The organism is Caballeronia sp. EK (assembly GCF_014384845.1).
GTDB classification, from domain to species: Bacteria; Pseudomonadota; Gammaproteobacteria; order Burkholderiales; family Burkholderiaceae; genus Caballeronia; species Caballeronia jiangsuensis.
In genome coordinates this window covers 424,227-449,437 of sequence record NZ_JACSUE010000006.1, presented here as the reverse complement: position 1 = coordinate 449,437, position 25,211 = coordinate 424,227, and the positions used below count along the sequence as shown (strand labels likewise).

General features: G+C 64.5%; 25 protein-coding genes. 11 read left to right on the top strand and 14 right to left on the bottom strand.

The features are described from left to right. Positions 1 to 284: 284 nt before the first annotated feature. The 4 genes from IAG25_RS20570 to IAG25_RS20555 form a co-directional block, all read right to left on the bottom strand. Positions 285 to 1,121, bottom strand: a complete 837-nt coding sequence (locus IAG25_RS20570) for an ABC transporter permease (protein ID WP_035501577.1) — start codon at positions 1,119 to 1,121, stop codon at positions 285 to 287. A gap of 6 nt (positions 1,122 to 1,127) precedes the next feature. Beyond that, positions 1,128 to 2,399, bottom strand: coding sequence for an ABC transporter permease (locus tag IAG25_RS20565; RefSeq protein WP_187606485.1), 1,272 nt, complete (start codon positions 2,397 to 2,399; stop codon positions 1,128 to 1,130). Between the two features lie 66 nt (positions 2,400 to 2,465). Next, positions 2,466 to 3,500, bottom strand: a complete 1,035-nt coding sequence (locus IAG25_RS20560) for an ABC transporter substrate-binding protein (RefSeq protein ID WP_187606484.1) — start codon at positions 3,498 to 3,500, stop codon at positions 2,466 to 2,468. Positions 3,501 to 3,572: 72 nt separating this feature from the next. Continuing rightward, positions 3,573 to 4,670: an ABC transporter ATP-binding protein gene (locus IAG25_RS20555; protein ID WP_187606483.1), complete on the bottom strand. Its 1,098-nt coding sequence runs from the start codon at positions 4,668 to 4,670 to the stop codon at positions 3,573 to 3,575. Between the two features lie 181 nt (positions 4,671 to 4,851). Here IAG25_RS20555 and pdxR point away from each other — a divergent pair, with 181 nt between their 5' ends. Beyond that, a complete protein-coding gene (gene pdxR / locus IAG25_RS20550; protein ID WP_187606482.1) occupies positions 4,852 to 6,378 on the top strand; it encodes a MocR-like pyridoxine biosynthesis transcription factor PdxR in 1,527 nt (508 codons plus the stop codon). Positions 6,379 to 6,386: 8 nt separating this feature from the next. On the opposite strand, the gene IAG25_RS20545 is transcribed toward pdxR, so the two are convergent. Then, a complete protein-coding gene (locus tag IAG25_RS20545; protein WP_187606481.1) occupies positions 6,387 to 6,971 on the bottom strand; it encodes a TetR/AcrR family transcriptional regulator in 585 nt (194 codons plus the stop codon). Positions 6,972 to 7,068: 97 nt separating this feature from the next. Here IAG25_RS20545 and IAG25_RS20540 point away from each other — a divergent pair, with 97 nt between their 5' ends. Then, positions 7,069 to 7,536: a nuclear transport factor 2 family protein gene (locus IAG25_RS20540; protein ID WP_061174437.1), complete on the top strand. Its 468-nt coding sequence runs from the start codon at positions 7,069 to 7,071 to the stop codon at positions 7,534 to 7,536. 24 nt (positions 7,537 to 7,560) lie between these two features. Here IAG25_RS20540 and IAG25_RS20535 read toward each other — a convergent pair whose 3' ends face one another. Together IAG25_RS20535 and IAG25_RS20530 are read right to left on the bottom strand one after the other, a co-directional pair. Continuing rightward, positions 7,561 to 7,767 (bottom strand): CsbD family protein, encoded by a 207-nt coding sequence (locus IAG25_RS20535; RefSeq protein WP_375336531.1) that lies wholly within the window; start codon positions 7,765 to 7,767, stop codon positions 7,561 to 7,563. Positions 7,768 to 7,812: 45 nt separating this feature from the next. Further along, a complete protein-coding gene (locus IAG25_RS20530) occupies positions 7,813 to 8,835 on the bottom strand; it encodes a transporter (RefSeq protein WP_187606480.1) in 1,023 nt (340 codons plus the stop codon). Between the two features lie 290 nt (positions 8,836 to 9,125). Here IAG25_RS20530 and IAG25_RS20525 point away from each other — a divergent pair, with 290 nt between their 5' ends. The 3 genes from IAG25_RS20525 (at position 9,126) to IAG25_RS20515 (ending at position 10,542) form a co-directional block, all read left to right on the top strand. Then, positions 9,126 to 9,473 (top strand): hypothetical protein, encoded by a 348-nt coding sequence (locus IAG25_RS20525; RefSeq protein ID WP_187606479.1) that lies wholly within the window; start codon positions 9,126 to 9,128, stop codon positions 9,471 to 9,473. Between the two features lie 62 nt (positions 9,474 to 9,535). Next, positions 9,536 to 9,967, top strand: coding sequence for a response regulator (locus tag IAG25_RS20520; protein ID WP_187606478.1), 432 nt, complete (start codon positions 9,536 to 9,538; stop codon positions 9,965 to 9,967). 296 nt (positions 9,968 to 10,263) lie between these two features. Further along, entirely contained in the window at positions 10,264 to 10,542 is a 279-nt protein-coding gene (locus tag IAG25_RS20515) for a hypothetical protein (protein WP_187606477.1), read from the top strand. 109 nt (positions 10,543 to 10,651) lie between these two features. Here IAG25_RS20515 and IAG25_RS20510 read toward each other — a convergent pair whose 3' ends face one another. Beyond that, positions 10,652 to 11,611 (bottom strand): chemotaxis protein, encoded by a 960-nt coding sequence (locus tag IAG25_RS20510; RefSeq protein WP_187606476.1) that lies wholly within the window; start codon positions 11,609 to 11,611, stop codon positions 10,652 to 10,654. A gap of 269 nt (positions 11,612 to 11,880) precedes the next feature. Here IAG25_RS20510 and IAG25_RS20505 point away from each other — a divergent pair, with 269 nt between their 5' ends. From IAG25_RS20505 to IAG25_RS20495, 3 genes are all read left to right on the top strand, one after another. Beyond that, positions 11,881 to 12,321 (top strand): CBS domain-containing protein, encoded by a 441-nt coding sequence (locus IAG25_RS20505; RefSeq protein ID WP_035501590.1) that lies wholly within the window; start codon positions 11,881 to 11,883, stop codon positions 12,319 to 12,321. A 111-nt stretch (positions 12,322 to 12,432) separates the two neighbouring features. Continuing rightward, positions 12,433 to 13,419, top strand: coding sequence for a diacylglycerol/lipid kinase family protein (locus IAG25_RS20500; protein ID WP_187606475.1), 987 nt, complete (start codon positions 12,433 to 12,435; stop codon positions 13,417 to 13,419). Further along, on the top strand, positions 13,416 to 14,267 hold the full coding sequence (locus tag IAG25_RS20495) for a metallophosphoesterase family protein (RefSeq protein WP_187606474.1): 852 nt from the start codon (positions 13,416 to 13,418) through the stop codon (positions 14,265 to 14,267). Before IAG25_RS20500 ends, IAG25_RS20495 begins: the two co-directional genes overlap by 4 nt. Here IAG25_RS20495 and IAG25_RS20490 read toward each other — a convergent pair. Continuing rightward, positions 14,251 to 14,646, bottom strand: a complete 396-nt coding sequence (locus IAG25_RS20490) for a PPC domain-containing DNA-binding protein (RefSeq protein ID WP_187606473.1) — start codon at positions 14,644 to 14,646, stop codon at positions 14,251 to 14,253. The two genes, IAG25_RS20495 and IAG25_RS20490, sit on opposite strands and share 17 nt — an antisense overlap. 104 nt (positions 14,647 to 14,750) lie before the next feature. Between IAG25_RS20490 and IAG25_RS20485 the strand changes: the two genes are divergently transcribed. Together IAG25_RS20485 and IAG25_RS20480 are read left to right on the top strand one after the other, a co-directional pair. Then, positions 14,751 to 15,140, top strand: a complete 390-nt coding sequence (locus IAG25_RS20485) for an MAPEG family protein (protein WP_187606472.1) — start codon at positions 14,751 to 14,753, stop codon at positions 15,138 to 15,140. Positions 15,141 to 15,158: 18 nt separating this feature from the next. Further along, on the top strand, positions 15,159 to 15,833 hold the full coding sequence (locus IAG25_RS20480) for an alpha/beta hydrolase (RefSeq protein WP_187606471.1): 675 nt from the start codon (positions 15,159 to 15,161) through the stop codon (positions 15,831 to 15,833). 639 nt (positions 15,834 to 16,472) lie between these two features. Here IAG25_RS20480 and IAG25_RS20475 read toward each other — a convergent pair. Next, a complete protein-coding gene (locus tag IAG25_RS20475; RefSeq protein ID WP_187606470.1) occupies positions 16,473 to 18,482 on the bottom strand; it encodes a hybrid sensor histidine kinase/response regulator in 2,010 nt (669 codons plus the stop codon). A 259-nt stretch (positions 18,483 to 18,741) separates the two neighbouring features. On the opposite strand from IAG25_RS20475, the gene IAG25_RS20470 reads away from it, so the two are divergent. Continuing rightward, positions 18,742 to 18,888, top strand: coding sequence for a hypothetical protein (locus IAG25_RS20470; RefSeq protein WP_187606469.1), 147 nt, complete (start codon positions 18,742 to 18,744; stop codon positions 18,886 to 18,888). 177 nt (positions 18,889 to 19,065) lie between these two features. Here the strand turns inward: IAG25_RS20470 and IAG25_RS20465 are convergent, their stop codons facing one another. The 4 genes from IAG25_RS20465 to IAG25_RS20450 all read right to left on the bottom strand — a co-directional run bounded on the left by IAG25_RS20465 (position 19,066) and on the right by IAG25_RS20450 (position 25,101). Beyond that, on the bottom strand, positions 19,066 to 21,852 hold the full coding sequence (locus tag IAG25_RS20465) for an Hsp70 family protein (protein WP_187606468.1): 2,787 nt from the start codon (positions 21,850 to 21,852) through the stop codon (positions 19,066 to 19,068). Continuing rightward, on the bottom strand, positions 21,853 to 23,739 hold the full coding sequence (locus IAG25_RS20460; protein ID WP_187606467.1) for an Hsp70 family protein: 1,887 nt from the start codon (positions 23,737 to 23,739) through the stop codon (positions 21,853 to 21,855). After that, positions 23,736 to 24,311 (bottom strand): DUF2760 domain-containing protein, encoded by a 576-nt coding sequence (locus tag IAG25_RS20455; protein WP_187606466.1) that lies wholly within the window; start codon positions 24,309 to 24,311, stop codon positions 23,736 to 23,738. The genes IAG25_RS20460 and IAG25_RS20455 overlap by 4 nt, the downstream gene beginning before the upstream one ends. Positions 24,312 to 24,615: 304 nt before the next feature. After that, positions 24,616 to 25,101 (bottom strand): adenosine-specific kinase, encoded by a 486-nt coding sequence (locus tag IAG25_RS20450; RefSeq protein WP_187606465.1) that lies wholly within the window; start codon positions 25,099 to 25,101, stop codon positions 24,616 to 24,618. Positions 25,102 to 25,211 lie beyond the last annotated feature (110 nt).

The following is a 25,211-nucleotide window of genomic DNA, read 5'->3' as shown; positions in this document are numbered from 1 at the left end:
TAGAACGTACGTCATTAAGCACATTCCGATAAATACTGCATCAGTGAATACACTATCCCGTTGCTGCGAATAATCAATCGAACGGAAGCGAGGACCCACGCAGCGCCTTCACTGGCGGGCGTTCAAGCGGTTCGTAAGGTGGCTCGCGGACCGACACAAACGGCGTTCTCAGCCGCAATCACCCAGCGCCGCGATGGTTTTGTTTTCGACTGACGTGAATGGTCCGGCAAGTCGGCCTCTCAGAGGGGCGCGCCGGTCCGCGATGCCTTCTTCGGACCACTCCGCTAAGCGATCGCACGCGCCGCCGCACGACCTCGCAGCCATTCGAGCGCAAGCAGCAGGCTCGTCGAAAACACGATGAGGATCGTCGCGAGCGCGGCGATCGTCGGGCTGATGTTTTCGCGAATGCCGGTGAACATCTGCCGCGGAAGCGTCGTCTGATCGGCGCCGGCGAGAAACAGCGTGACAACCACTTCATCGAAAGAAGTGGCGAACGCGAACAGCGCGCCCGAGATCACGCCCGGCGCAATGACCGGCAGCGTCACGCGAAAGAAGGTTTTCAACGGGCTCGCGCCAAGCGACTGACTCGCCCGCACGAGGTTGTAGTTGAAATTCTGCAGCGTCGCGCCGACCGTCGTCACGACGAACGGCACGCCAAGCGCCGCGTGCGCCAGAATCAGCCCGAAGTACGTATTGGCGATGCCGAGCGGCGCGAAGAACAGATACATGCCGACGCCAACCACGATCACCGGAACGATCATCGGCGAGATGAGCACGGCCATCAGCACGCTCTTGCCGAGGAAATTCGCCTTCGTGAGCCCGACCGCCGCGAGCGTCCCGAGGATCGTCGCGACGAGCGTGGCCGACGGCGCAACGATGAAGCTGTTCTTTGCCGCCATGCGCCACTCGTCGGACATGACGAGGTTGTGGTACCAGCGCATCGACCAGCCCGGAATCGGATAGACCAGGAACGTGCTCGACGAAAACGACAGCGGCACGATCGCGAGCACGGGCAAAATCAGATAAAGCAGCGTCAGCACGCAGATGATGCGCAACGCAAAATACCAGATGCGTTCGATCGCGGACGTGTGCGGCGCGAACATCGGTTTGGCGAGTTTCATCTTTCTTTACCCCAGGCTCACGTTGGAGCGCGTGAAGCGTCCATAGACCACGTAGAGCAGCAGTGTCGCGGCGAGCAGCAGTGCGCCGAGCGCGCATGCCATGCCCCAGTTGATCGTCACGTTGGTGAAGTAGGCGATGTAATAGCTGACCATCTGATCGTTCGGCCCGCCGAGCAGCGCCGGCGTGATGTAGTAACCGATCGCGAGAATGAACACGAGCAGCACGCCCGCGCCGATGCCCGGATAAGTCTGCGGCACGTAGACGCGCCAGAACGCCGCGAACGGATGACTGCCGAGCGAAACGGCCGCGCGCTGATAGGTCGGCGGAACGGACTTCATCACGCTATAGAGCGGCAGGATCATGAAGGGCAGCAGGATGTGCGTCATCGAGATATAGACGCCCACGCGATTGAAGAGCAGCGAGAGCGGCGAGCCGATCAGCCCGCTGCCGAGCAGCGCCTTGTTCACGAGCCCTTCGCTTTGCAGAAGCACGATCCACGCGGCGACGCGCACCAGCACCGATGTCCAGAACGGAATCAGCACGAGCACCATCACGAGGTTCGCGCGGCGTTCGGGCAGCGTCGAAATCCAGTAGGCGAGCGGATAGCCGAGCAGCAGCGCGAACAGCGTCACGCCCACGCCGATCACGAAAGTGCGGCCGAAGACGTTGAGATAGATCGACTGATCCGGGTCCGCGTGAACGATATTGCCGAAGCCGTCCTGCTTGTGATCCAGCGACGCGAGGATATAAAACGGCGAATAGCGGCCCGCGTTCTTCGCGATCGCCTGCCAATAGACGGGATCGTTCCAGCGGTCGTCGAGTTCGACGATCTTCGCCTTGATCTGCGCGGCGGGCAGCGGCTTGCCGTCGTCGCCGTTGAGCGGCATCGCGCGCGCGGTTTTCGCAACGAGCGAGCGATAGCCCGGAATTTCGGTGTTCAGACGCCGCGCGAGGGCGCCCATCGATTCGCCTTCCGAGATCGTCGTGAGGTCCTGCGCGAGCGCGGCATACGCTTCATCCGATGGCGGCGTCTTGCGGTCCCATTTCGCGAGCGCCGCGCCGGTGTGCGGCAGCGCGTTCGCCACTTCGGGATTTTCGATCGCGCGTGTGAGCAGCGCGCCGATCGGCACCACGAAAATCAAAAACAGAAAAATGGCGAGCGGCGCGATGAGCATGAGCGCCATGGCGCGCTTCTTCGCATCGGCGATCTTCAGTTCGCGCTTCAGACGCGCGCTCGATTCGCGCGATTCTTCCGCGGGGATCGTCATGGTGTTCACGCTTGAGTCTCCTTCTTTGCGGTCGCGCTTTCGAAAAGCGCGACCGTCTTTCTGCTTATGACGCCCTTACTTCGACGCCCACGCGGTAAAGCGCTGCTCGAGTTCGTCGCCGTGATCGGTCCAGAACGCCATGTCCTGCAGCACCGCGTTCTTCGCGTTATCCGGCGAGTTCGGCATGTCGGCCTTGGTCTTCGCGTCCAGCGCGGAGATCGCGGCCTTGTTCACCGGGCCGTACGCGATATTCTTCGCGTAGACTTCCTGCGGCTTCTGCGACACCGAATACGCGATGAACTGCTGCGCGACGTCCTTGTTCGGCGAGCCCTTCGGAATCGCCCAGTAGTCGAGGTCGTAGATGCTGCCGTTCCACACGACCTTCAGGTTCTTGCCTTCCTTGCGCGCCGCGTCGATGCGGCCGTTATACGCGGTGGACATCACGACATCGCCCGCGACGAGGAACTGCGGCGGCTGTGCGCCGGCCTCCCACCACTGAATGCTCGGCTTGAGTTCGTCGAGCTTCTTGAACGCGCGGTCCGCGCCGGCCTTCGTGCCGAGCACCTTGTAGACGTCCTTCGGCGCGACGCCGTCGGCCATCAGCGCGAATTCGAGGTTGTAGCGCGCGCCCTTGCGCATGCCGCGCTTGCCGGGGAATTTCTTCGTGTCCCAGAAGTCCGCCCAGCCTGCCGGCGCGGACTTCAGCTTGTCGCCGTTGTAGGCGAGCGCCGTCGACCACACGAAGAAGCCGACGCCGCAGGTCTGCGGCGATTCGGGCACGAGGTCCGACTTCTTGCCGATCTTCGACCAGTCGAGCTTTTCATAGAGACCTTCGTCGCAGCCGCGGCCGAGATCGCCCGATTCGACTTCGACCACGTCCCAGTTCACGTGCTTCGCTTCGACCATCGCCTTGACCTTGGCCTGCTCGCCGTTGTATTCGACGGCCGTGACCTTGTTCTTGGACGATTGCTCGAACGGCTGATTGAACGCGACCTTCTGCGCGTCGCCGTTCGCGCCGCCGAAATTGACGACGGTGATTTCCGCCGCCCCCGACGCCGCCGACACGCACGCGAGCGCAGCCGCCATGGAACACAGTGCGAACTTCTTCATGATGGTTTCCTCTCTTCTTCGACTTGGTTTTGTCAGTGGACCTACGTGGGAAGCGCGACGCCCGATCGAGATTCAGGCGAACACACGCAAATGCTCGGGCGCGAATTCGAGCGCGATGGGCGCGCCGGGCGTGAAGCCGTCGAGCGCCGCAGTGCCGAGCGGCACCTTGACGAAGCATTCGTCCTGCTCGCGCACGCCGCAGCGCATGCGGACGTGATCGCCGAAATAGATGAGGCTCTTCGCTTCGCCCGCGAGCGCGTTGATGTTGCCGTTCGCATGGCCGTTGCCCTGCGTGAGCTTCATGCGCTCCGGACGAATACACGCGATGGCCGGCGCGCCCGGTTTCGCATTCGCGACGTTGAGACCGGACAAACGCGTGCCGTCGGCGAGACGGAGGTCGCAGAAGTCGCCCTGAATCTGTTCGATGGTGCCGCGCAGCCGGTTGCTGTCGCCGATGAAGTTCGCGACGAACTCGTTGCAGGGCGCTTCATACAGATGATCGACGGTGTCGAGTTGCTGCACGATGCCCTTGTCGAACACCGCGACGCGATCGGACATCGTGAGCGCCTCGCCCTGATCGTGCGTGACGTAGACGAAGGTCACGCCGAGCTTCTCGTGCAGCGCCTTGAGTTCGATTTGCATGTGCTCGCGCAACTGCTTGTCGAGCGCGCCGAGCGGCTCGTCCATCAGCACGAGCTTGGGCTCGAACACGAGGGCGCGCGCCAGCGCGATACGCTGCTGCTGTCCGCCGGAAAGCTGCGCCGGGTAACGCTTCGCGAAGCTTTCCATGCGCACCATCTTGAGCGCGTTGTTCACGCGATGCGCGCGCTCTTCGGCGGACATCTTGCGCACCGTCAGCGGATATTCGACGTTCTGCTGCACCGACAGATGCGGAAAGAGCGCGTAGTTCTGAAACACCATGCCGATGTCGCGCTTGTGCGGCGGCACCTTGTTGAGCAGCTTGCCGTCGAGCCAGATCTCGCCGCCGGTGGGGAACTCGAAGCCGGCGAGCATCATGAGGCAGGTGGTCTTGCCGGAGCCGGACGGCCCGAGCAGCGTGAGGAATTCGCCCTGATAGATATCGAGATCGAGCGACTTGACGACGAGCGTTTCACCGTCGTAGGTCTTTCGCACGCCGCGAAAGCTGACGATCACCTGATCGGATTTCATCTTCCGTGTCTCCTTCGGAAAACCCTGATACTTCCGACCGCCTCGTTGGACGCCCGGAAATTATTTCCACTACTTGCGATAACTATAGCCCGTTACGGTTCTACAATGGGGAGCCATTTCAATATTCAAAATAGAGCCACTTGAGCGTGTCGGGAAAGTGGTTCCAGGCGGTGACGACTTCATGGATACCATCATCCTGGCCGACTGGCTAAGCGCGCGGCTCGACCGGTCCGCCGCCGAGCCGATGTACCGGCAAGTGCTCGAACTCATGCAGCAGGCCATCCTGACGGGCCAGCTCGCGCCCGGCACGAAGCTGCCGAGTTCGCGCACGCTCGCGATCGATCTCGGCATCGCGCGCAATACCGTGCTGCATGTCTACGATCAGCTCACGGCCGAAGGCTATGTCACGTCGACGACCGGCAGCGGCACCTATGTCGCCGACACCGCGCCGCGCGATGGCGTCGCGGGCAAGGCGAGACAGGCGGAGGAGGCGAAGGCGCCGTGCACGATCTCGCGTCGCGGCGAGCATCTGATCGCGCAGGCAGGCGTGTCGCCGAAGCAGTGGGGCGCGTTCATGCCCGGCGTGCCCGACGTCGCGGAATTTCCGGCGCGCACATGGAGCCGCTTGCAGGCGCGTTTGTGGAAGCGCGCGAGTCCCGAACTGCTCACGTATGCGCCGGGCGGCGGCTATCGGCCGCTGCGGCGCGCGCTGTCGGATTACTTGCGCGTCGCGCGCTCGGTGAAGTGTCAGCCGGACCAGATCATCATCACGACGGGCATTCATCAGTCCATCGATCTCGCCGTGCGCCTGCTCACCGATTTCGGCGATCGCGCGTGGGTCGAGGAACCGTGCTACTGGGGCGTGCGCAGCGTGCTGCAGTCATCGGGCCTGACGCTCGTGCCGATTCCCGTCGACGAGGAAGGGCTCAATCCCGCCGCGCGCGACATGGCCGAACCGCCGCGCATCGCGCTCGTGACGCCGTCGCATCAATATCCGCTCGGCATGGTGATGAGTCTCGCGCGACGCCGCGCGCTGCTGGAGTTCGCGCGTCAGCACAAGGTGTGGATCATCGAGGACGATTACGACAGCGAGTTCCGCTATGGCAGCCGCCCGCTGTCATCGCTGCAGGGGCTCGACGACGCGGGGCAGGTCATCTATGTCGGCAGTCTCGGCAAGATGCTTTATCCCGGCTTGCGCATGGGCTATATGGTCGTGCCGGACAACCTTGTCGATTCCTTTCGCACCGGCGTGGCCGAACTCTATCGCGAGGGTCAGCTGATGCAGCAGGCCGTGCTCACCGAGTTCATACTCGACGGCCATCTGACGTCACACGTGCGCCGTATGCGCGGCCTGTACGGCGAGCGGCGCGAGTTGCTGATCAACGCGATCCGCGAGCGCTTCGGCGAAACGCTCTCCGTGCGGGGCGATGAAGCCGGCCTGCACTTCGTGCTCGACTTGCCCGATTCGGCGGATGACCGAATGATTGCCGCCAGCGCGCTATCCGCCGGTGTGGTGACGCGTCCGCTCGACAACTATTACCTGAACCGGCTCGCCGCGAGAAAGGGCTTGATGCTCGGTTACGCGTGCGTGCCGAACGATCAGATCGCGCCTCACTTCGCGCGGCTCGCGAACGTCGTTGAACAGGCGATATCGCCGGGTTCATCGAAGCGGGCTGTCACATCGATCGAAAGCGCATCGATCAAATAGCGCGCCGGTTATTGGGTGCTTCGTTGCGCCGCCGCGATCGCCCGCACCACGCGCGCAAGCGCCTTCAATGCATCCGCGGGCGATTCGGCGAATTGCGCGGCAACGATCGCGCCGTCCACCGCCAGTGCGAGCGCTTGCGCATCCGCTTTCGCCGTGCGCGAACCCGGCATCAGCGTGCGGATCGCCGCGGTCATGTCACGCTTGTGACGCCGCGAGATATCGACCGCCTGCGGCAATGTCGCCCCGACTTCGACGACCGAATTGATGAACGCACAACCGCGATAAGCTTCGCTGCCGAACCATTCGGCGAGCGCAGGCACGAGCGCGCTGAGCGTGCCGCCGTGCCGCGCGAGCGCATCGCGGAACCATGTCATCCAGTTATCGTGGCGAAAATCCAGGAACGCGACGATCAGATCGTCCTTGCTCGGAAAGTAGCGATAAAACGTTTTTTTCGCGACGCCCGATTCGGCGATCACGCGATCGACGCCCGTCGCGCGAATGCCGTCGCGATAGAAGAGATCGTGCGCGATATGCAGGATGCGCGCATCGGGCGCGAGTTCGGAAACATCGATGGAGACAGCAGAAGTATTCATGCAATCGATTGTAGACAGGTTCGTCTACCTGCGCTAGAGTGCGTCGAGTAGACAGATCTGTCTACCCATCTCATCGCTTGATAAAAGAGGACTCGCCATGGAATCCAAGCCGCCATTTCCGCCGTTCGATGAAGAATCCGCCAAGCTCAAGGTCCGTCTCGCCGAAGATGCGTGGAATACGCGCGAGCCCGAGCGCGTGTCGCTTGCTTATAGCGTGGATACGCGCTGGCGCAATCGCGCGGAATTCGCGAATGGGCGCGAGGAAGTGGTCGCGTTCCTGCGGCGCAAGTGGGCGCGAGAACTCGACTATCGGCTGATCAAGGAGCTTTGGGCTTACAAGGAGAATCGCATCGCGGTGCGCTTCGCCTACGAATGGCATGACGATGCGAATAACTGGTATCGCAGTTTCGGCAACGAGAACTGGGAATTCAACGAGGCGGGTCTGATGACGCATCGTCACGCGTCGATCAACGATCTGCCGATCAAGGAAGCGGATCGCAAATATCACTGGCCGCTAGGCCGCCGGCCCGACGATCATCCGAGCCTGAGCGACCTGGGCTTTTGATACTTTCAACAGGCAGCGCAGCGGTTATTTCTTGATGCGGCGCACGGCATCCGCCGCCGCGCCGAGCTTCGCCTGCATCTTTCCCGCCATTTTTTCGGCGGTGCCGCGCATTTGCGTCCCGCGATTTCCTGTGGCCTTGCCGACGGCTTCGCGGACGATGCCTTTCATCTGGCGAGCCGTGCCTTCGATGCGGTTCTTGTCCATCATGTCCTCCGACGTTTCGCGAGGCATGAGCCTCATCGGACGCTTCGCATCGAACGTGCCCGGCCGGCTTCGCTACATGTCGCGGCGGCGGCGGAAGGCCCACCATCCGGCGAGCACGGTGAAGGTCGCGACGATCACGACCAGCAGCCAGAAACCGTGATGATTTTCCGCGAGCGGAATGCCGCCCACGTTCATGCCAAAGAACCCCGCGACGATGTTGATCGGCAGCGCGAGCACGGTGACGAGCGTCAGCGTGAAAAGCGTGCGGTTGCTTTGTTCGCCCATGCGCGTCGCGACTTCTTCCTGCAAAAGCTTGATCCTTTCGACGAGTCCGGCCAGATCGTTGAGCACGAGCGAGAACTCTTCGGTCGCGTCGCGCAGATCCTGAATGTCCTGCGAATGAAGCCAGCGCGGCGGCCGCGCGAGCAGACGGAACACGGAGCCGGGTTCGGGAGCGAGCAGACGCTGCAGCCTCACGAGCACGCGGCGCAGGCCGCCGAGATCGGTGCGGGTCGCGGCGCCGCGCATCGAAAGAAAGCGATCCTCGATGCCGTCGACCTCGACGCTCGTGCGCCGCACGATATGCACGAGCAGATCCGCCTGATCGCGCAGCATGTGGGCGAGCAGTTCGGCGGGCGAGCGGAAGATTTCGCCGCGCCTGACCGACTCGCGCAGCGAATCGACCGAACGCAGGGGCTTGAGGCGCGCCGTGACGAGCAGTTTCTGATGCGTATAGACCCAGAGCGTCGCGATCTCGGAGGGCGTCAGCTCGAAGTTGAACATCACATCGTTGATGACGGCGAAGAGCGCGCCTTCCTGATGTTCGATGCGCGTCGAGTGCGAGCCTTCGTTGAGCGTCTCGAAGAATGCGTCGGGCAGGCCGAGACGTCCGCGCATCCAGCGCTCGCAGGCACTGTTCGCGAGATCGAAGTGCAGCCAGACGAATTCGCGGGTCGTGTCGTCGCGGGCGAGCCATTCGCTCGCGGCTTCGGCATCGATCGGCTCGCCGGGGCGATCGACATGAAATCGGAAGCCGCAGACGAGGCCGGAAAAGTCGGAACCGTAGGGCGGTCTTTGCAGGGTAGCGGGATTCATGCGGGCATTCGGTTGCATTCTGGGGATGTCGGCGCGTCCGCCGAGGATGCGGGCCTCGACGCTGCGGGCACGCGCGCCGCCACGCGCTAGTGTGCCATCGGTCGCGCCCCGAATCGCAATCGTAACGCGCGAACGAGAGTGAAACGATCGCCACCGGCGCGCCGGTATGTGCAAATATGAGTGTCATATTGTCGGCGTATCATCGCGCCACGCAAGACGGGCGCACGCGCGGCGCCACGCATCGAGTCGGCCGCCCGCGCGGCGTCGCGTGCCAACCTGGGGAGAAGGCAGTGGAAGACCGTGACGATCTGGACGGGACGACGACGCAAACCACGGCGGGCGGCCTCGTCCGTCTCGCGTCGTTGATCGCGGGGCTCGCGCGCGAAGGCGTGATCGATACCCGCTTCGGCGCGAAGCTCATGAAGCGGCTCGACAAGGAAGCGCGGCGCGTAACGGGGCCCGGCGCAACGCCGCTGGATGAGGCGGAGCAGGCGGCGCTTTTCGGCGCCCTCGGCGAAGTCGATCTCGCGTTGCGCCAGTGCGACGCGGCATCGCTCGTCGAAGCGAACGCGCGGCTGCGCGAGGACGAAGGGACATCGGGAAAGCGTCGCAAGGGCAAGAAGGACGCCGACGCCTGAGTTTCGCGGAGCGCGGGCGCGAGAAATGCTGCAATGCCGGTATGTGCTTTAGGTAAGTGCCCATGCCCGTCTCCCTGCATTCCCCTCATTGCTCCCTCTGGACGGACCGTAGCGTCGATGTCGACCGCGACCCGTGGCGCATCCTCGTCGTCGACGACAACGCCTACAGCGCCGAAGCGCTTTCGGCCGCGCTCGAATCGGACGGATTCGACACCCGTTTCGCGCTATCCGGCGTCGATGCGCTGCATGCGGTCGACGGCTGGGTGCCGCACATCGTCATCCTCGATATCACGATGCCGGAGCACGACGGCTACGCGACCGCTCGCGTGCTGCGCCGGATCGCCCGCACGCGCGACGCGGTGATCATCGCGTTTACGGCGCTGGGCGAGGAAACCGTGCGCACCGAAGGCGTGCACTCCGGATTCGATGGTTACTGTCAAAAGGGCAATCCGCCCGCCGCGCTCGTTCGACTGATCGGACGACTCGTTCACTGATCGAGCGCGTATCGAACGGTCGTTTTCCAAATAATTGTTCCGTCCCTGCCAAAAGACGCGCAACGTCGAGTTGCGCTTCAGCACGCCCAATCCCTTGCCAGACGGTCTTCCACGGGAAATCCGCACGCTCGTGCAGCCAGCGATTGTTGGCGCACAGCGAAAACTGAATTGAAATTTATGGAGATAAAAAAGCGATAGTAGGGGTATACACTGCGCTTCATCGACGTAGCAGACAGTTTCTCGCAAGACCGCTGCGGCGCTTTCTGATTGAACGTCAACCGTCTTTGGAGCTCACCATGAAACGCAATCTCATCGCTACCCTTCTGATCGCCGCTACCGCAACGCTCGCCGCACCCGCTTTCGCAAGCGGCTACGGCCCGGCTCCGTTCTACCGTCCGGCAGTTGGCGCGCCGACGTCGCAACAAGGCCCGAGCGCACAAGCGATCGCCGCTGAAGAAAACGCCAACGGCACGAACACGACCGCTTTCGGCGGCTCGCGTGACACGCTCGCTCAATCGGGCAACCGTTCGGCGCAATCGAGCAACAACCCGCAATCGGTCTTCTTCGGTCACTAATCGAATCGGCTGGCCCGGCTCATCCGCCGGGCGTATCGGCTGAAGGACTGCTTCGGCGGCCGCTGACACAGACTCAAAAGGTTTGTGCTCAGCGGGCGCCGATCGTTTTTCAGGCCGCGTGCGCGAGCGCGCCGCGCATCACGTTGGCCAGTTCCGACGCCTCGAACTTCGACACATATGCATTCGCGCCGACCTTGCGCACATGCTGCTCGTTCGCCGATCCCGACAGCGACGAGTGAATCACCACCGGAATGTGCATCAGCCCCGTTTCCGCCTTGATGCGGCGCGTGAGCGTGAAACCGTCCATCTCCGGCATTTCCAGATCGGTAAGCACGAGCGCGATGTGATCGGCGACCTCGGTGCCTTCCTTCTGCGCTTTCCTGAGCGCGGATTCCAGCACGTCCCACGCTTCCTGGCCGGTCTTGGTCATGACGAAGGGCACGCCCATCGCGGTGAGGCTTTGCTCGATGAGCGCCCGCGCGACACCCGAATCGTCCGCTGCGAGCACGCGCGCGCCCGGCTTGAGAATGAGCCGCCCGGTGTTCGCCTCGGTGATATCGGTTTCCTGTGACGGCAGCACGTCACGCACGATGCGCTCGACATCGAGCACCTGCGCGAGCCGCGAGCCATCGACGTTGCCGTCGAGCCGCGCGAAGCTCGTCACGGTCTTGCCGCCCGAGTGCGATTCCGCGGACAACACCTGATTCCATTCGAGCCGCACGATATCGTCGACTTCCTCGACCGCGAAACCTTGCGTCGTGCGCGCGAATTCGGTGACGAGCAGGATTTTCGGCCCGTTCTTCGGCCGGCAGCCGGTGATGCGCGCGAGATCGATTACGGGAATGATCTGTCCGCGAATATCCGCGACGCCGAGAATCTCCTCGCTCGATCCGGCCACGGCCGTGATCGTCGGCATCGCGAGAATCTCGCGCACCTTGAATACGTTGATGCCGTAAAGCTCCCGCTGTTCCGAGCCCGGCGCCTCGCCGAGCCTGAACAGAAGCAATTCGAACATGTTGCTGCCCGCGAGCCGCACGCGCTGCTCGATATCCTGTTGTGAACTGCTCACCTCGTTCTCCCTCTAAGCGGTGCATCGCGCCGCGTTGCCGTCGTGTATGTGCCTGTTAGCGGCATCCGACGACGAAACTGAAGCTGAAACAGAACGCGCGCAGAATGAATGGCGCGTCCGACGAGGCGCGAATCGCGGCTATACTTTTTGAATGGTCGGGTTAATGCCTATGAAGGCAATGGCGCGCGAGGCTTTACGCTCCACACAGGCGCATGACAAACCCGTCGCCCAGGCGCAACAACGTTCCCCGCTCATAACGGAGGCGCTCGATGGCAACAGTCGCACAGGTTCTGAATTCGAAACCCGAACAGACGGTCTATACGATTGCCGCAACGGCGTCGGTCTTCGATGCGATCAAGATGATGGCCGACAAGCATATCGGCGCGGTGATCGTCACGGAGGGCGATGAAATCGTCGGCATCATGACCGAGCGCGACTATGCGCGCAAAGTCGTCCTGATGGACCGCGCGTCGAAGCAGACGCCCGTGCGCGACATCATGACGTCGCACGTGCGCTACGTGCGCCCCGACCAGACCACCGACGACTGCATGGCGCTCATGACCGACAAGCGCATGCGCCATCTGCCGGTGATCGACAACGGCAAGCTCGTCGGCATGATCTCCATCGGCGATCTGGTGAAGAACATCATCTCCGAGCAGCAGTTCACCATTCAGCAACTCGAGTACTACATTCGCGGCGAGCACACGTAAGCGTGCGCGGTCCGGCTGTAAGCATTTCGTTATAATCGGCAGGCTCCGCGCGCGAGTGCGGAGTCAGGCTCGCCGTGCGCTTCTCGCGCGGATAACGAAGGAGCGCCGCCGATGACCCCGACAGCCGCATCTGCCGAAAGAGAGAAGACGCTCGCCGCCGACGCGCCGTTTTTCATCGTGATGAACGCGGGCTCGGGCCGCCGTCAGGCCGACGCGACGCGCACCGTGCTGGAGCGCGAACTCGGCGCGGCGGGCCGGCGCTTCGAATTGCGCGTCGTCGACGATCCGCGCCGGCTTGCGAGCATCGCGCGCGAAACCGCGGCGGCGGCGTGCGCGCAGGAGGGCGTGCTCGTCGGCGCGGGCGGCGACGGCACGCTCTGCACGGTCGCGCATGCGGCGTACGACGCCGGTTGCCCGTTCGCGGTGCTGCCGCGCGGCACGTTCAACTACTTCAGCCGCGACCACGGCATTCCCGCCGACCTCGACCAATCCACGCAGCTCCTGCTCGATGCGCGCGCCTATCCGGTGCCGGTCGGCTTCGTCAACGGGCGCATGTTTCTCGTCAACGCGAGTCTCGGCCTCTATCCGCGGCTGCTCGAAGATCGCGAAATCTACAAGCGGCAATTCGGCCGCAGCCGGCTGGTCGCGCTGTGGTCGGCGCTTTTCACGATGCTCAAGCCGCATCGGCATCTGCGTTTGCATATCGATCACGAAGGCAGCACCACGGAGATTCGCTCATCGACGCTCTTCGTCGGCAACAACCGGCTGCAGATGGAGCAGATCGGCATGCCGGACGAAGCGCGCGCGCTGGAACAGGGCTTGCTCGTCGCGATTGCGCCGCGGCCGGTGGGGCGCCTCATGCATCTGTGGCTGTCGCTGCATGGCGCGGCGGGGCGTCTGTCGGATTCGGATCATGTCGTGAGCTTCACGTTCGACCGGATCACGGTGACGCATCCTTCGAAGCGGCGCAGACCGATCAAGATCGCGACGGATGGCGAGATCACGAAACTGCGCATGCCGCTGGAATTTCACGTGTCCGACAAGCCGCTCTTTCTGCTCAAGCCCGAACCGGCGGTGGCCGAAGCGAATCGCTCATGACCTTGCTGTTGCAGATTTCCGATACGCATTTCGGCACCGAGCGGCCGCAGGTCGTCGCGGCGCTGCTGCGTCTCGCCGATGCGCTGTCGCCCGATCTGGTCGTGCTCTCGGGCGATATCACGCAGCGCGCGCGCAGGCAGCAGTTCGCCGCGGCGCGCGCGTTCGTCGATGCGCTCGGCGCGACGCCGGCGCTCGTCGTCCCCGGCAATCACGACATTCCACTTTTCAATCCGCTCGCGCGGCTCTGTTATCCGTACGCGAATCATCAGCGTGTATTCGGCGCCGACCTCGAACCGGGCTTCGAATCGCCCGAGCTGCTCGTGCTGGGCGTGAACACGACGCGCGCTTACCGTCACAAGAACGGCGAAGTGTCGATGCGGCAGGTCAGACGCGTCGCCGCGCGCCTGGAGGCGGCGAGCGCGGCGCAGTTGCGCGTCGTGGTCACGCATCAGCCGGTGGCCGTCACGCGCGCGCAGGACGAAAAGAACCTGCTGCACGGACGCGAGCGCGCGGTGCAGCGCTGGGCGCGCGCGGGCGCGGACCTGATTCTTGGCGGACATATCCATCTGCCTTACGTGCTGCCGCTGCACGATACTTTCGCGGGTCTGTCGCGGCGCGTGTGGGCGGTGCAGGCGGGCACGGCGCTGTCGCGGCGCACGCGCGGCACGATCGACAATTCGGTGAACGTGATTCGCCACGACGCGCAAGCGTGCGACGGCGGCGCGCGGCAGACCACGGTCGAGCGCTGGGATTACTCGGAAACGGGCGAAGCGTTCGAGATGATTGCGCGCCACGAACTCGCGCTCGACGGCGCGAAGCCGGTGGCTGCGCTCACGTTGCCCGGATGACGAGCTCCGCGAAGCCTGTCGCAGCGTCGTGCTCGCGCGTGTAGCGTTCGCCCGGCAGGTTCGCGACGACGATTTCCGCCGTCGTCCGCACGATGCAGCCTGGCGTCACGTGGCCGCCGGACACGCGGCCGTCGGCGTCGGATACGCTCATGTGCAGGTGCGGACCTTGCGCGGACAACGTACCGGCGAGCGTGAGGATTTCGAGGTCGCCGCGCAGTTCGGACGCTTCATCGCGGCCCGCGTGACATAGCCGGGCGACGCTCAGGCTGCCGATTCCCTGCAGCACGAAGGCCGCCGAAAGCCCGTGCGTGCGGAATGCGTGATCGAGCGCGGCGCGCAGGTCATCGCCGGGTGACAGACGAAGGGTCATCGCATGCATGAATGAAAGGCTCCGGGCGGATCGCACTCAAGACTACACGCTCGCGGATCGTGATGGCATCATGAGCGCGACCCGAAGTGGCTATATCTTTCCATGGAGACGCCATGAGTTTCGAACTGACGATGCTGGCCTGGACGCTCGTGCTCGCGCTGGTGCAAGTGTTGCTCCCGACTGTGGTGCGCAATCGCGAAGTCGGCCTCAGATACCAGGCCGGCCCGCGCGATGCCGCGACGCCGCCGCCCGGCAGGCTGTCGGGCCGGCTGATGCGTGCGCAATCGAATCTTTTCGAGACGTTGCCGATTTTCGCCATCGCGGTGCTGATCGTGCACGTGACGGGGCGCGAGAATGCGCTCACCCATTACGGTGCGCTCGCGTATTTCGTCGCGCGCCTGGTTTATGTTCCGCTCTACGTGTCGGGCGTGCCGTTCGTGCGCTCGCTGGTGTGGCTGGTGTCGGTCGTCGGCATCGTGCAGATACTCGTTCCCATCATCTGACGAGAGGAGTGAAGGGCAATGACCGATCAACCTTCGACCATCGAGATCGAAACCGCGCCGAATCCCGAATTCGCCGTCATCCTGATGCATGGCCTGGGCGCCGATGCCAACGACTTCGTGCCGCTCGTGCCCGAATTGCGTCTCGCCGATGCACCCGCCATCCGCTTCGTGTTTCCGAACGCGCCGGAGATTGCCGTTACGGCCAACAACGGTTACGTGATGCGTGCGTGGTACGACATCCTGTCGTTCGAGGGCATCAACCGGCGCGTGGATGAGGCGGGCATCGTGAAATCGGTGGAGCGCGTGCGGGGGCTCGTCGCAGAGCAGAACGCGCGGGGCATTCCGAGCGAGCGCATCTTCATCGCGGGCTTTTCGCAAGGGGGCGCGATGACCTATCACGCGGGCTTGACGCATCCCGAGAAGCTCGCGGGGCTGATCGTCTTGTCGGGCTATATTCCGTCGGAAGGGCTCATCGATGAATCGTTCAGCGACGCGAATCGCTCGATTTCGATCTTCGCCGCGCATGGGAGTTTCGATGATGTGCTTAATGTGAGCCTCGGCGAGCAGGCTTGTGAATTTGCTCGGGCGCAGGGGTGTAGCGTGGAATGGCATGCGTATCCGATGCCGCATTCGGTTTGTATGGAGGAGGTTGAGGCGCTGCGGGGGTGGTTGGGGGCGAGGTTGGTGGGGTAGGTTTTTTCTTTTCGCCGGATCCCGTATTCGTGTTGGTCTATTAGCGTTGCCCCTGTGCGGGGCGGCACCTACTTTCTTTGCTGCTGCAAAGAAAGTAGGCAAAGAAAGCAGCTTCTCACCGCCCGCAGTCACACGCACGTTGGCCATGCTTGCCAGCTGCCGATGGCACTCGCCTAAGTGTCGCCCCCACGGGCCCAACCGGGCTTGGCTCGCGCACGGTCTGCCGCCCCAAATGTTTTAGCGCGCTGGTTCAGCACGAAATAGCTTCGGCACAGCGCTACGCGCTGCCGTTGGGTATGCAAGGGAAACCGTCGAAGAAGAAGCACGCGCACACCCGATTGACCCGTCGGCCGCGAAGCGGGCCGGAGCTATTTCGTGCTGAACCAGTGAGTCAAGCGGCGCGATGTGTCAGACCGTGCGCGAGCCAAGCCCAGTTGGTCCTTCGAGGGCGACACTTAGGCGAGTGCCATCGACGGCTGGCAAGCATGGCCAAACTGCGTGTGACCGCGGGCCTAAACGAGCTGTTTCTTTGGTTACTTTCTTTGCAGCAGCAAAGAAAGTGACTGCCGCCCCGCACAGGGGCAGTGCTAATAGGCCGACACGAAAACGGGATCCGGCGAAAAAAAACCACGATCCCAATCACACAGCCACAACACATTCCCCAGCAATCAAAGCAAGCATCCCACGCCGCAGCTCCGCCGGACTAACCGGCTTAGAGAGCACATCCTGCTCACAGGCAAGCGGCACAATACTCGCCGCCGGCTCCCCCGTAACGACAAGACACGGACAAGGCCGCCCCAACCGCGCCGCCCCGAGCATCGCCACTTCGCGAGCGGTCTTGGCATCGCGCAGCCGGAAATCCGTGATGATGAGATCGGGAAAGCGCTCGATATCGCCCAAGATCGACTGAAACTCCTCGAAGCTCGCAGCGGAGTCATAAAGCACGCCCCATTGCGAAAGCAGCGCCTCGGTGGAGGCCCGCACGAGGCCGTCGTCTTCCACGAGCAACACATAGCGCCCCTTGAGCTGCGCCATATCGGCCGCTTCGGAGCGCGCCGGCGCGCGCGCCGATGGCTTGTCGGGCGACGGCCCGCACAGCGGCATTTCGAGCGAGAAGCGCGAGCCGCGCCCTTCGGTGGACTTCAGTTCGATGCGATGCTGGTCGAGCATCGACATCACCGCATTCACGATCGACAGCCCGAGCCCCAGCCCCTTGTCGCGATCCTGCTCGGGATTGTCGACCTGAAAGAACGGCTGGAAGATCGCGTCGAAGTAATCGGCCGGAATGCCGATGCCGTTGTCCAGCACGTCGATGCGCGCGCGCGTCGCGGAGCGCACCACGCCGACGATCACCGTCGGCTTCGACGATTTGTTCTGGTCCGCATACTTGATGCCGTTCGACACGAGATTCGCAACCGCCCGCCCGAGCCAGTGCGCGTCGCTGCGCACGCAAACCACATCTTCCTTCGGCAGCCGCAAGCGCAATTCGACGCCCCGGCTCATCGCGAACGGACGCAACTGCTCGGCGGCTTCCTCGACGATCTGCCGCACATCGAACACGTGATAGCGCGGCACGACGCGGCCCGATTCCAGCCGCGACAGGTCGAGCACCGCGTTCAGCAGCCGCGCGAGGATCACGGACGAACGCCCGCATTCGTTGATGAGCCGCTCGGCCTGATCGAATTCGCCGTTGCGGATGGCTTCGGCCGCAGCCTGCAGAAACAGGTTGAGCGCGTGCATCGGCTGGCGCAGGTCGTGCGTCGCGGCGGCGAGGAAGTTGGACTTCTCGCGGCTCGCCGTCTGCGCGGCGATCATCTGCTGCTCGCGCAGCGCGAGCAGCGCGTTCGTCTTGTTCTCCTGATCCTTCTTCGACACCTCGAGCTCGCGGTTCTTGCGGCCGAGCGAGACATTGGCGGTGCGCAATTCGTCATTGAGCGACGCGAGCGCGCGCTCCGAGCTATAGCGCTCGCGCGACACGCGTTCCGCGTGCGTGCAGACGCCGTGCCCCACGACCACGACGTTGAACATATAGAACAGCCCGGCGAAGAAATCCTCGGGGTTGAGCAGATGAATGGTGATCTGCAGGACGACGATCGACGCCAGTGTGATGATCCCGGCTGTCAGCGCGACGCGCGAGCGCAGATAGAAAAAGCTGAACTGGAAGAACAGCGCGAGACACAGGCCGATGAAGTGCTGCGTGTAGTTGTAGGGCGCGGGCGTGATCGCCACCATCGCGAGGATCAGGCACAGGAGCCCGTAAATGCCCGTGAGAATGATGCGCTGCGAGCTCGCGTGCGAGCGGAACGCCGGCCGCAGCACCAGAACGCCGACGAAGAACAGCAACGCGATGCCCGCGAAGCGCAGCGCGAGGATATCGGGCAGGCGCGAGGCGAGCGCCTGATTGCCGCGCGCGAAGCTGAAGTCCCACCAGAGAAAGCACGTCCAGATGGCGAGCGCGAGCAGCGTCGATGCCCGCCGGAACGCGCAGAAGCGCTGGCTGTGGTCTTCGAGAAACTGCGCCTCCAGCGCGGGATCGGAAAACGGCGCCGGTATCGACAGATTGCGCACCAGGCTCGCGCCGGCTTCACGGGCTGCCGCGAGAAGAATTCCTGGATTGCGCACGCCGGCGGCGCGCTGCGGTACGGCCATCTTCGTGCTCGCTTACGGAATCGGGATATCTACTTTAGGCCAATGCGGTCATACAAATACGCCTTTTTTTAGCAATCAGCCGTTATATCCGGAAATTATTGCGCCTTTATGAGGGCGATGGGAAGCAAGGCGGAGGGAGGAAGGAGATCGGCAGGGGTCGGCTTCGGGAGCCGACCGGCGAGCGTCTGATTTGCGCTCGCCGATTCGAAGGACAGCCACATCAAATGCCCCCCGCACGATGACGAGGGCGGAACTTCAAATGGCCGCTCAGCTTTTCGGCTTGGCCTTGGTGGTGCGCTTCGTGACCTGCATTTCCTTCGCGCCTGCTGCCTTCGCAGGCGATGCCTTGCTGCCGGCCGATTTTTTACGGCTCGACATTTCCGTTTCGGCGGGTTGGCTCGCTTGAGCCTTGCGTGGGGATGGCATGCTGACCTCCTTCAGTACGTGTCCATATCGACACATTGATAACCATAGGATGCGGTCAGCCGGTATTCAAGAGCAGGCGGGCTTCTTGCGCAACACATCGGCGAAAAAACTTCTGAGGACGAACTATTTCGACGCCGATGCGCGGCGGTTCCGATGCTCAGCGGATCAACTTCAGCCCCGCAGGCAACGTTTCGCCGAAGACGCGGCCCTCGTCCGCGCGATCGAGTTCGACGGTCTCGCGGACCATCGCGATCCACGCCTGCGCCGCGCCCATCGCTTCGAGGCGTTGCACGACGGCCGCGCGCGCCTCGTCGGGCAGGTCGCGCGAGCGGTCGCCGGTCATGCGCGCGATCTGCACGGCGGCGAACGCGGCGGGATCGATCTTCTTCCAGTCGAGCGCGAGGATCGCATCGAGCCAGACGACGGCGACGTCCGGCGGCACGACGCCGTGCGCACTGCCGTAGAAGGGCGCACGCGCACCGATGCGGCCCAGCGCCCACCAGCTCTGCACGTTCTCCGAAGGCTTTTTCAGGCGCGTGAGCAGCCACTCGCCGGCCTCGACCTTGCGCTCGACCGGCACGCGCTCCAGCGACGCCGCGAGCCGCACCATGTCTTCATAACCCGCGCGCGCCGCGCCAGCCGCACGGCGATAGCGGCTGGTCCCCGGCGGCTGAAGCACGAAGGCCATGTCGTCGAGCAGCCGCAACTGCGCCGCTTCGGAAAGTCCGCCGGCGGCGCGGCGCCAGAGCGTCCACCATTCGGACCAGATCTGGCTTTCGTTGCTGTACTGGATGCCCTGATCGAAGAGCGTCCACAACTGCTCGACGCGCCATTCGTCGAGCGGATGCCCGAAGCCCGGCCGCATGCAGTAGCCCGTGAGATTGAGCCACAGACGCTCGTGATCGGCGCTGCGGCGGCGCTTCTTCGCGCGCTCGAACAACGCGCCGAAGAGCTCGCGCAAGAGCGCGATGTCCCACGTGTCGCGCGCGCCGAGCGTCTGTTCGAGCTGCGCGCGCAGGCGTTTGACTTCCTTCGGGCCGATGTCGTGCGACTTCGCGCCGAAGGTGCGGTCGATCAGTTCGATGGCTTTGGGCAGCGCGGGATGCGATTCGCTCGCGGCGTCGTCGCTTTGGGGCGCTTCGCGGCGCAACTGGAATTCGAGGAGCCAGCGTTTCGCGGGATCGTCGACGGCCGTGCAGTGCATCTCCAGCGTGCCGACCTCCGTGAGCGATGTCGTCAACTGGACCGGCGTCTCGCGCGCCCGGCCGTGGTCCGCGGCGCGCGGATCGATGACCGTCGCGACCGGCGGCAGGCGCACGAAATCGCCCGATGCGGCCGCGAGGTCCGCGAGTGCTCCCGCCTCGTAAGCCGTCTCAGCCACCGACGACGCCAGGTGAAAGCGCACCGGCGCGCCGAGCGTGAGCGCGAAGGTCCGGTCCGCGAGATGGATCGGCTGGCCTTCTTCCGTGCCGCGCGGCAGGACGCAGACGCCGCGCATCGCGTTGGCGTCGTCTTCGAGCAGCAGGAAGAAGCTGCGCGCCGAGCCGCCGCCGATCTTCGGCGCATGGCCCGCGCGCGCGAGCGCATAGGCGACCGCGCCACGCGCGACCGCGACATCGGGATCGCCGTTCGCGAGCACGTTGACCGCTTCGCCGCGCCAGCCGGAAAGCGTATCGGCGATGCGGCGCGCGAGCGGCCCGGCGCGAAACACGCCGCCGTTCAGCAGCAAGGTGTCCGGGATGGCGATCGTGTCGGCGCTCGCGCCGAGCGCCTTGCGCGCCTCGCCCGCGTGCTGGCCGAGAAAGGCCGCGATATGCCGCGTGATGGCCGGATCGCTCGCATACGGCAGCCCGAATTCCACGATGCCGCCGCGTGACCGACCGGGTCGATCGCTCGCGGACACCATCGGAAAGAAGCCTTCGACGATGATCTGCTCGATCTCCTCGCGCGTGACATCCGCCGAACGCGCGCCGCCGACGAGCTTCGCGCCCGCGCCGAGCAGCGTGATCGACGTGGAATCGAGCGCATTCGCGCCGAGCAGCTGCTCCTTCGCGGCGCGGCAGCGCTCGACCAGTTGTGAAAGACGCCCGGCGGACAGACGCGTGTCGCCGCCCGCGAGCCGCCGCTCGACGAGATGCGCGAGCGCGAGGTCCATGTTGTCGCCGCCGAGCATCAGATGGTTGCCCACGCCGATGCGCGTGAGCACGGGCTCGCCGTTTTCCATGGCGACCTGAATGAGCGTGAGGTCGGTCGTGCCGCCGCCGACATCGACGATCATCACGAGCCGCGTATCGGCGAGTTCGCCGGCGAGCGTTTCGCGATGATGAAACAGCCAGTCGTAGAATGCGGCCTGCGGCTCTTCGAGCAGCCGCAGCGTTTCGAGTCCCGCCATGCGCGCCGCTTCGAGCGTGAGGGCGCGCGCGCCTTCATCGAACGAGGCGGGGACGGTCAGCACCACGTCTTGCGCCTCGAGCGGCGCGTCGGGAAAGCGCTCGTTCCACGCCGCGTGCACGTGCGCCAGATAGCTCGCGCTGGCGATCACCGGCGAGATTTTTTCGACGTCGTCGCCCGCGCCCCACGGGAGGATGGGCGCGAGGCGATCGACCGCCGCATGCGACAACCAGCTCTTCGCGCTCGACACGAGCCGTCCGGGCACCTGCGCGCCGAGCTTTCTCGCGAAAGCGCCGATGACGGCGGGCGCTTCCATCTCGCCCCACGGCAGTTGCAGATCGGCGGATTTGAGTTCGCCGGGCGCGAAGTGATAGCGCAGCGAAGGCAAGAGCGGCCGCGCGGCGACTTCGCCCGCGCCGACCAACTGCTCGATCTCGAACACGCGGATATCGTTCGATCCGGCCGGCGCATACGCGACCACCGTATTGCTCGTTCCCAGATCGATGCCGACGCTATACCGCGCGCCCGAGACCTTTTTCTTGCGCGCGGACACTTACAGTCCCATGCCCTGATCCGCGCTGACGCCGCCACGCACGTCGAACTCGACTTTCCAGCGCTCGGACGAACCGCGCGGAATCGCTTCGAGTTCGAGCGTGCCCGCCTCGGTCACGCGCGCATGCAGCTTGACGGGCACGACCTCGCCCGGCGTGCGGCCTTCCGGCGGCAGGGATGCCTCGATCTCTTCGAGTTCCTGCAACTCGTCCGGCTGCCAGTATTCGAGCAGCGTGCCGACCTGATCCTGCCTGCGCACCGACGAGCCGAAGAAGCGGAAATGCACCGGCTCCCCGACGACGAGCCCGAATTCCTGCGCGGGCAACTCGGCGTCGGTGCCTTCTTCCATGCCGAACGGCGCGACGCACAGCGCCTGCACGGGCGGCTCCAGTCCGGGCACGGCCGGCATCGCCGATTCGACCGCGACGTAGTACGCGCGCGCCGTGCCGCCACGGATGCGCACGCCACGCCCATGCCGCACGTAGCCGTAATAGGCCGCGCCGCGCGCGACCGCGAGATCGAGGTCCGCGCCTTCGAGCAGACGCGCGGCGGGCGCGTTTTCGGCGGCGAGCCATGAATTCAGCGTCGACATCACGCGCTCGACGAGCAGCGGCGACTTGAACACGCCGCCGTTGAAGAGCACGACGGTCGGATGCAGCAGCGTCGCGCCTTGCGGCGTTTCATGCTGCAAGCCTTCGACTTCGGCGAGTGCGTTGACCTGCCGGCCGAGGAACGCGGCGAGATGGCGCGTGACGGCGGCGTCCTGCGCGTAGGGCAGACCCAGTTGCGTGAGACCGACGCGCGCGCGCGACACGGGCCGCGCCGATGCATCGACTTGCGGAAAAAAGCCTTCGAGCAGGATCTGCGTGAGTTCGGCGCGCGTGAGCTCGGTGCGCAGCGACCCGCCGATCAGCTTCGAGCCGCGGCTCGGCACGACGAGCGGCACGGCTTCGACGGTCGGATCGGAGAGCAGCGTTTCCTTCGCCGCGCGGCACGCGTAGGTGAGGGCGCGCAACTGCCACGGATCGGGCTGCGTGCCTTGCGACGCGAGCTTGCGCGCGACCGTGTGCGCGAGCGCGAGGTCCATGTTGTCGCCGCCGAGCAGGATGTGTTCGCCGACCGCGACGCGATGCAGTTCGAGATTGCCTTCGCGCTCGACGACCGCGATCAGCGACAGGTCGGTCGTGCCGCCGCCGACATCGACGACGAGAATCACATCGCCCACCTTGACCTGCTTGCGCCAGCCGCCGGCAGACTTCTGAATCCAGCTATAGAGCGCGGCCTGCGGCTCTTCGAGCAGCGTCATGCGCGAATAGCCGGCAGCACTGGCGGCTTCGGCGGTGAGTTCGCGGGCGGCGGGATCGAAGGACGCGGGAATCGTCACGGTGACGTCCTGCTGATCGAACGGCGCCTCGGGATGCGCGTGATTCCACGCCTCGCGCAAGTGCGTCAGATAGCGCACCGAGCTTTCCAGCGGCGACACGCGCTCGACTTCCTCGGGCGCATCGGACGGCAGGATCGCCGCGCGCCTATCGACGCCCGGATGGCACAGCCAGCTTTTCGCGCTGGAGACGAGGCGGATCGGCGTGCCCGCGCCACGGCTTCTCGCCAGCTCGCCGACGATGAACTTGCGCTCCTGCGTCCACGGCAGCGTGAGATCGCCGGGCGCGAGCTCGTTCTCGTGCGGCAGATAGAGGAAAGAGGGCAGCAGATCGCGCTCTTCGGCGGCGCCGGGCGCGGTCAGCTGCGGGATCGAAAGCACGCCCTGCGCGGTCTTTTCGCCGTCGCTCGCGCTCATATCGACGTAGGAGAGTGCGCAATGCGTCGTGCCGAGATCGATGCCGATCGAATAGCGCGCCTTATTTTCGTTGCTGTCGATATCGCTCACAGTTCCACCTCCGCCGGCGCGACGATGCTTGCATCATGGGACGGCGCGAGCTTCGGCAGGCGCGTGTCTTCGACCTTCCAGCCGCGATGGCTCACCTGGCCGTTGAAGGGCGGCTTGCCGACGACATTGCCGGTCAGACGCACGGCGGCCGCATCGAAACCTTCCTGCAGCGTGACGCGGCTGCCTTCGGCTTCGGTGCGCACGGGCTTGATCGTGAAGTGTTCGCGCAGCACCGCGCGGCAACCGTCGTGCACGAGGCGTGCGGCCGCGCCGATATCGCCGTCGCTGTAATTGGCGATGTCCTCTTCGACGAAATCGATGAAACGCGCATCGCGTTGCAGAAGGCCGAGCAGTTGCAGCGCGGCGACGGGACTGGATTCTTTCAGCGCGGACGGCGCGGGTTGAACGGGCGCGGCGGCGGGCTTGGGCGCTTCTGCCGTGAAATCGGGCGCTTCGGGTGCTTCGCGCAGGCGCTGCACGCGGCCCGCGAATGCTGCGTTGCCCAGAACGCCGAAGAAGACGCCGAAGGCAATGCCTATCCTGCCGAAAAAGCCTGGATTCATGTCGGTCATGTGATGCTCCTGTTGGCCGCGCGAGGACGACCCTATCCTCGGGCGGCGCGGGTGGCCGGTGTTCGGTGCCGTGTAGGCGGGGGTGATGCCGGGATGCTGCCGGTGCGCGCGGCGATCGGGCCGCGTCGTTCGCGAAAGCGCGGAAAAGCATGAAAAGCGCTAACGGCGTTTATACCGTATCCCCGTATTTTCCATGATGTCGCGCCCCGGCCGGAAAAAAGCGCGGGCGAGGCGCGCGGCGGCGCGCCTCATTCTCGCGATTTGCGCTGTCAAGTCAAGGCGCGGCGCGGGCTTCGGGCGCGTTTCAGGCCTTGTAGCCGATCTTGCGCAAGAGGTCGTGGCGCCACTTCACGTCCTCGTCGGTTTCGACGCCGAGCGGCGGCAGGCCATCCACCACGCCGACGATCCCGCGTCCCTGATCCGTCTGCGCGACGAGCACCTGCGTCGGATTGGCGGTCGCGCAGAAAATGCGGCAGACCTCCGGCACGGTCTTGACGGTATTGAGCACGTTCACGGGAAAGAAGCCATCGCCGAGCACGATGATGAAGCTGTGCCCCGCGCCGATGTTCTGCGCATTGCGCGCGGCCATCTCGACGAGACTGTCGTCCGTACCCGACGTGCGCACGAGCCGCTTGCCCGAGGCCTCGCAGAACGCGAGCCCGAAGCGGATGCCCGGCACCGCGCCGACGAGCGCCTCGTGCAGATCCTCGACCGTTTTGATGAAATGCGACTGGCCGAGGATGAAGTTGGTGTCCTCGGGCTTGTCGATGGCGATGGCGAGCAGTTCCATGGGGCGTCTCCGGTGCGCGCTGGAGATTCCATGGTAGGTGCTTTGGGGGCGTTCGATAAGGAACGCTGGTTTGGCGGGATGAGGTTGAAGGATGGCTTTTTCGCCGGATC

Coding starts and splice junctions, on each gene's coding strand:
- IAG25_RS20455 (WP_187606466.1), bottom strand. CDS start 24,311: ATGACCGACATGAATCCAGGCTTTTTCGGCAGGATAGGCATTGCCTTC.
- IAG25_RS20485 (WP_187606472.1), top strand. CDS start 14,751: ATGAGTTTCGAACTGACGATGCTGGCCTGGACGCTCGTGCTCGCGCTG.
- IAG25_RS20540 (WP_061174437.1), top strand. CDS start 7,069: ATGGAATCCAAGCCGCCATTTCCGCCGTTCGATGAAGAATCCGCCAAG.
- IAG25_RS20450 (WP_187606465.1), bottom strand. CDS start 25,101: ATGGAACTGCTCGCCATCGCCATCGACAAGCCCGAGGACACCAACTTC.
- IAG25_RS20475 (WP_187606470.1), bottom strand. CDS start 18,482: ATGGCCGTACCGCAGCGCGCCGCCGGCGTGCGCAATCCAGGAATTCTT.
- IAG25_RS20535 (WP_375336531.1), bottom strand. CDS start 7,767: ATGCCTCGCGAAACGTCGGAGGACATGATGGACAAGAACCGCATCGAA.
- IAG25_RS20545 (WP_187606481.1), bottom strand. CDS start 6,971: ATGAATACTTCTGCTGTCTCCATCGATGTTTCCGAACTCGCGCCCGAT.
- IAG25_RS20490 (WP_187606473.1), bottom strand. CDS start 14,646: ATGCATGCGATGACCCTTCGTCTGTCACCCGGCGATGACCTGCGCGCC.
- IAG25_RS20500 (WP_187606475.1), top strand. CDS start 12,433: ATGACCCCGACAGCCGCATCTGCCGAAAGAGAGAAGACGCTCGCCGCC.
- IAG25_RS20505 (WP_035501590.1), top strand. CDS start 11,881: ATGGCAACAGTCGCACAGGTTCTGAATTCGAAACCCGAACAGACGGTC.
- pdxR (WP_187606482.1), top strand. CDS start 4,852: ATGGATACCATCATCCTGGCCGACTGGCTAAGCGCGCGGCTCGACCGG.
- IAG25_RS20470 (WP_187606469.1), top strand. CDS start 18,742: ATGGCCGCTCAGCTTTTCGGCTTGGCCTTGGTGGTGCGCTTCGTGACC.
- IAG25_RS20530 (WP_187606480.1), bottom strand. CDS start 8,835: ATGAATCCCGCTACCCTGCAAAGACCGCCCTACGGTTCCGACTTTTCC.
- IAG25_RS20480 (WP_187606471.1), top strand. CDS start 15,159: ATGACCGATCAACCTTCGACCATCGAGATCGAAACCGCGCCGAATCCC.
- IAG25_RS20560 (WP_187606484.1), bottom strand. CDS start 3,500: ATGAAGAAGTTCGCACTGTGTTCCATGGCGGCTGCGCTCGCGTGCGTG.
- IAG25_RS20570 (WP_035501577.1), bottom strand. CDS start 1,121: ATGAAACTCGCCAAACCGATGTTCGCGCCGCACACGTCCGCGATCGAA.
- IAG25_RS20495 (WP_187606474.1), top strand. CDS start 13,416: ATGACCTTGCTGTTGCAGATTTCCGATACGCATTTCGGCACCGAGCGG.
- IAG25_RS20520 (WP_187606478.1), top strand. CDS start 9,536: ATGCCCGTCTCCCTGCATTCCCCTCATTGCTCCCTCTGGACGGACCGT.
- IAG25_RS20515 (WP_187606477.1), top strand. CDS start 10,264: ATGAAACGCAATCTCATCGCTACCCTTCTGATCGCCGCTACCGCAACG.
- IAG25_RS20555 (WP_187606483.1), bottom strand. CDS start 4,670: ATGAAATCCGATCAGGTGATCGTCAGCTTTCGCGGCGTGCGAAAGACC.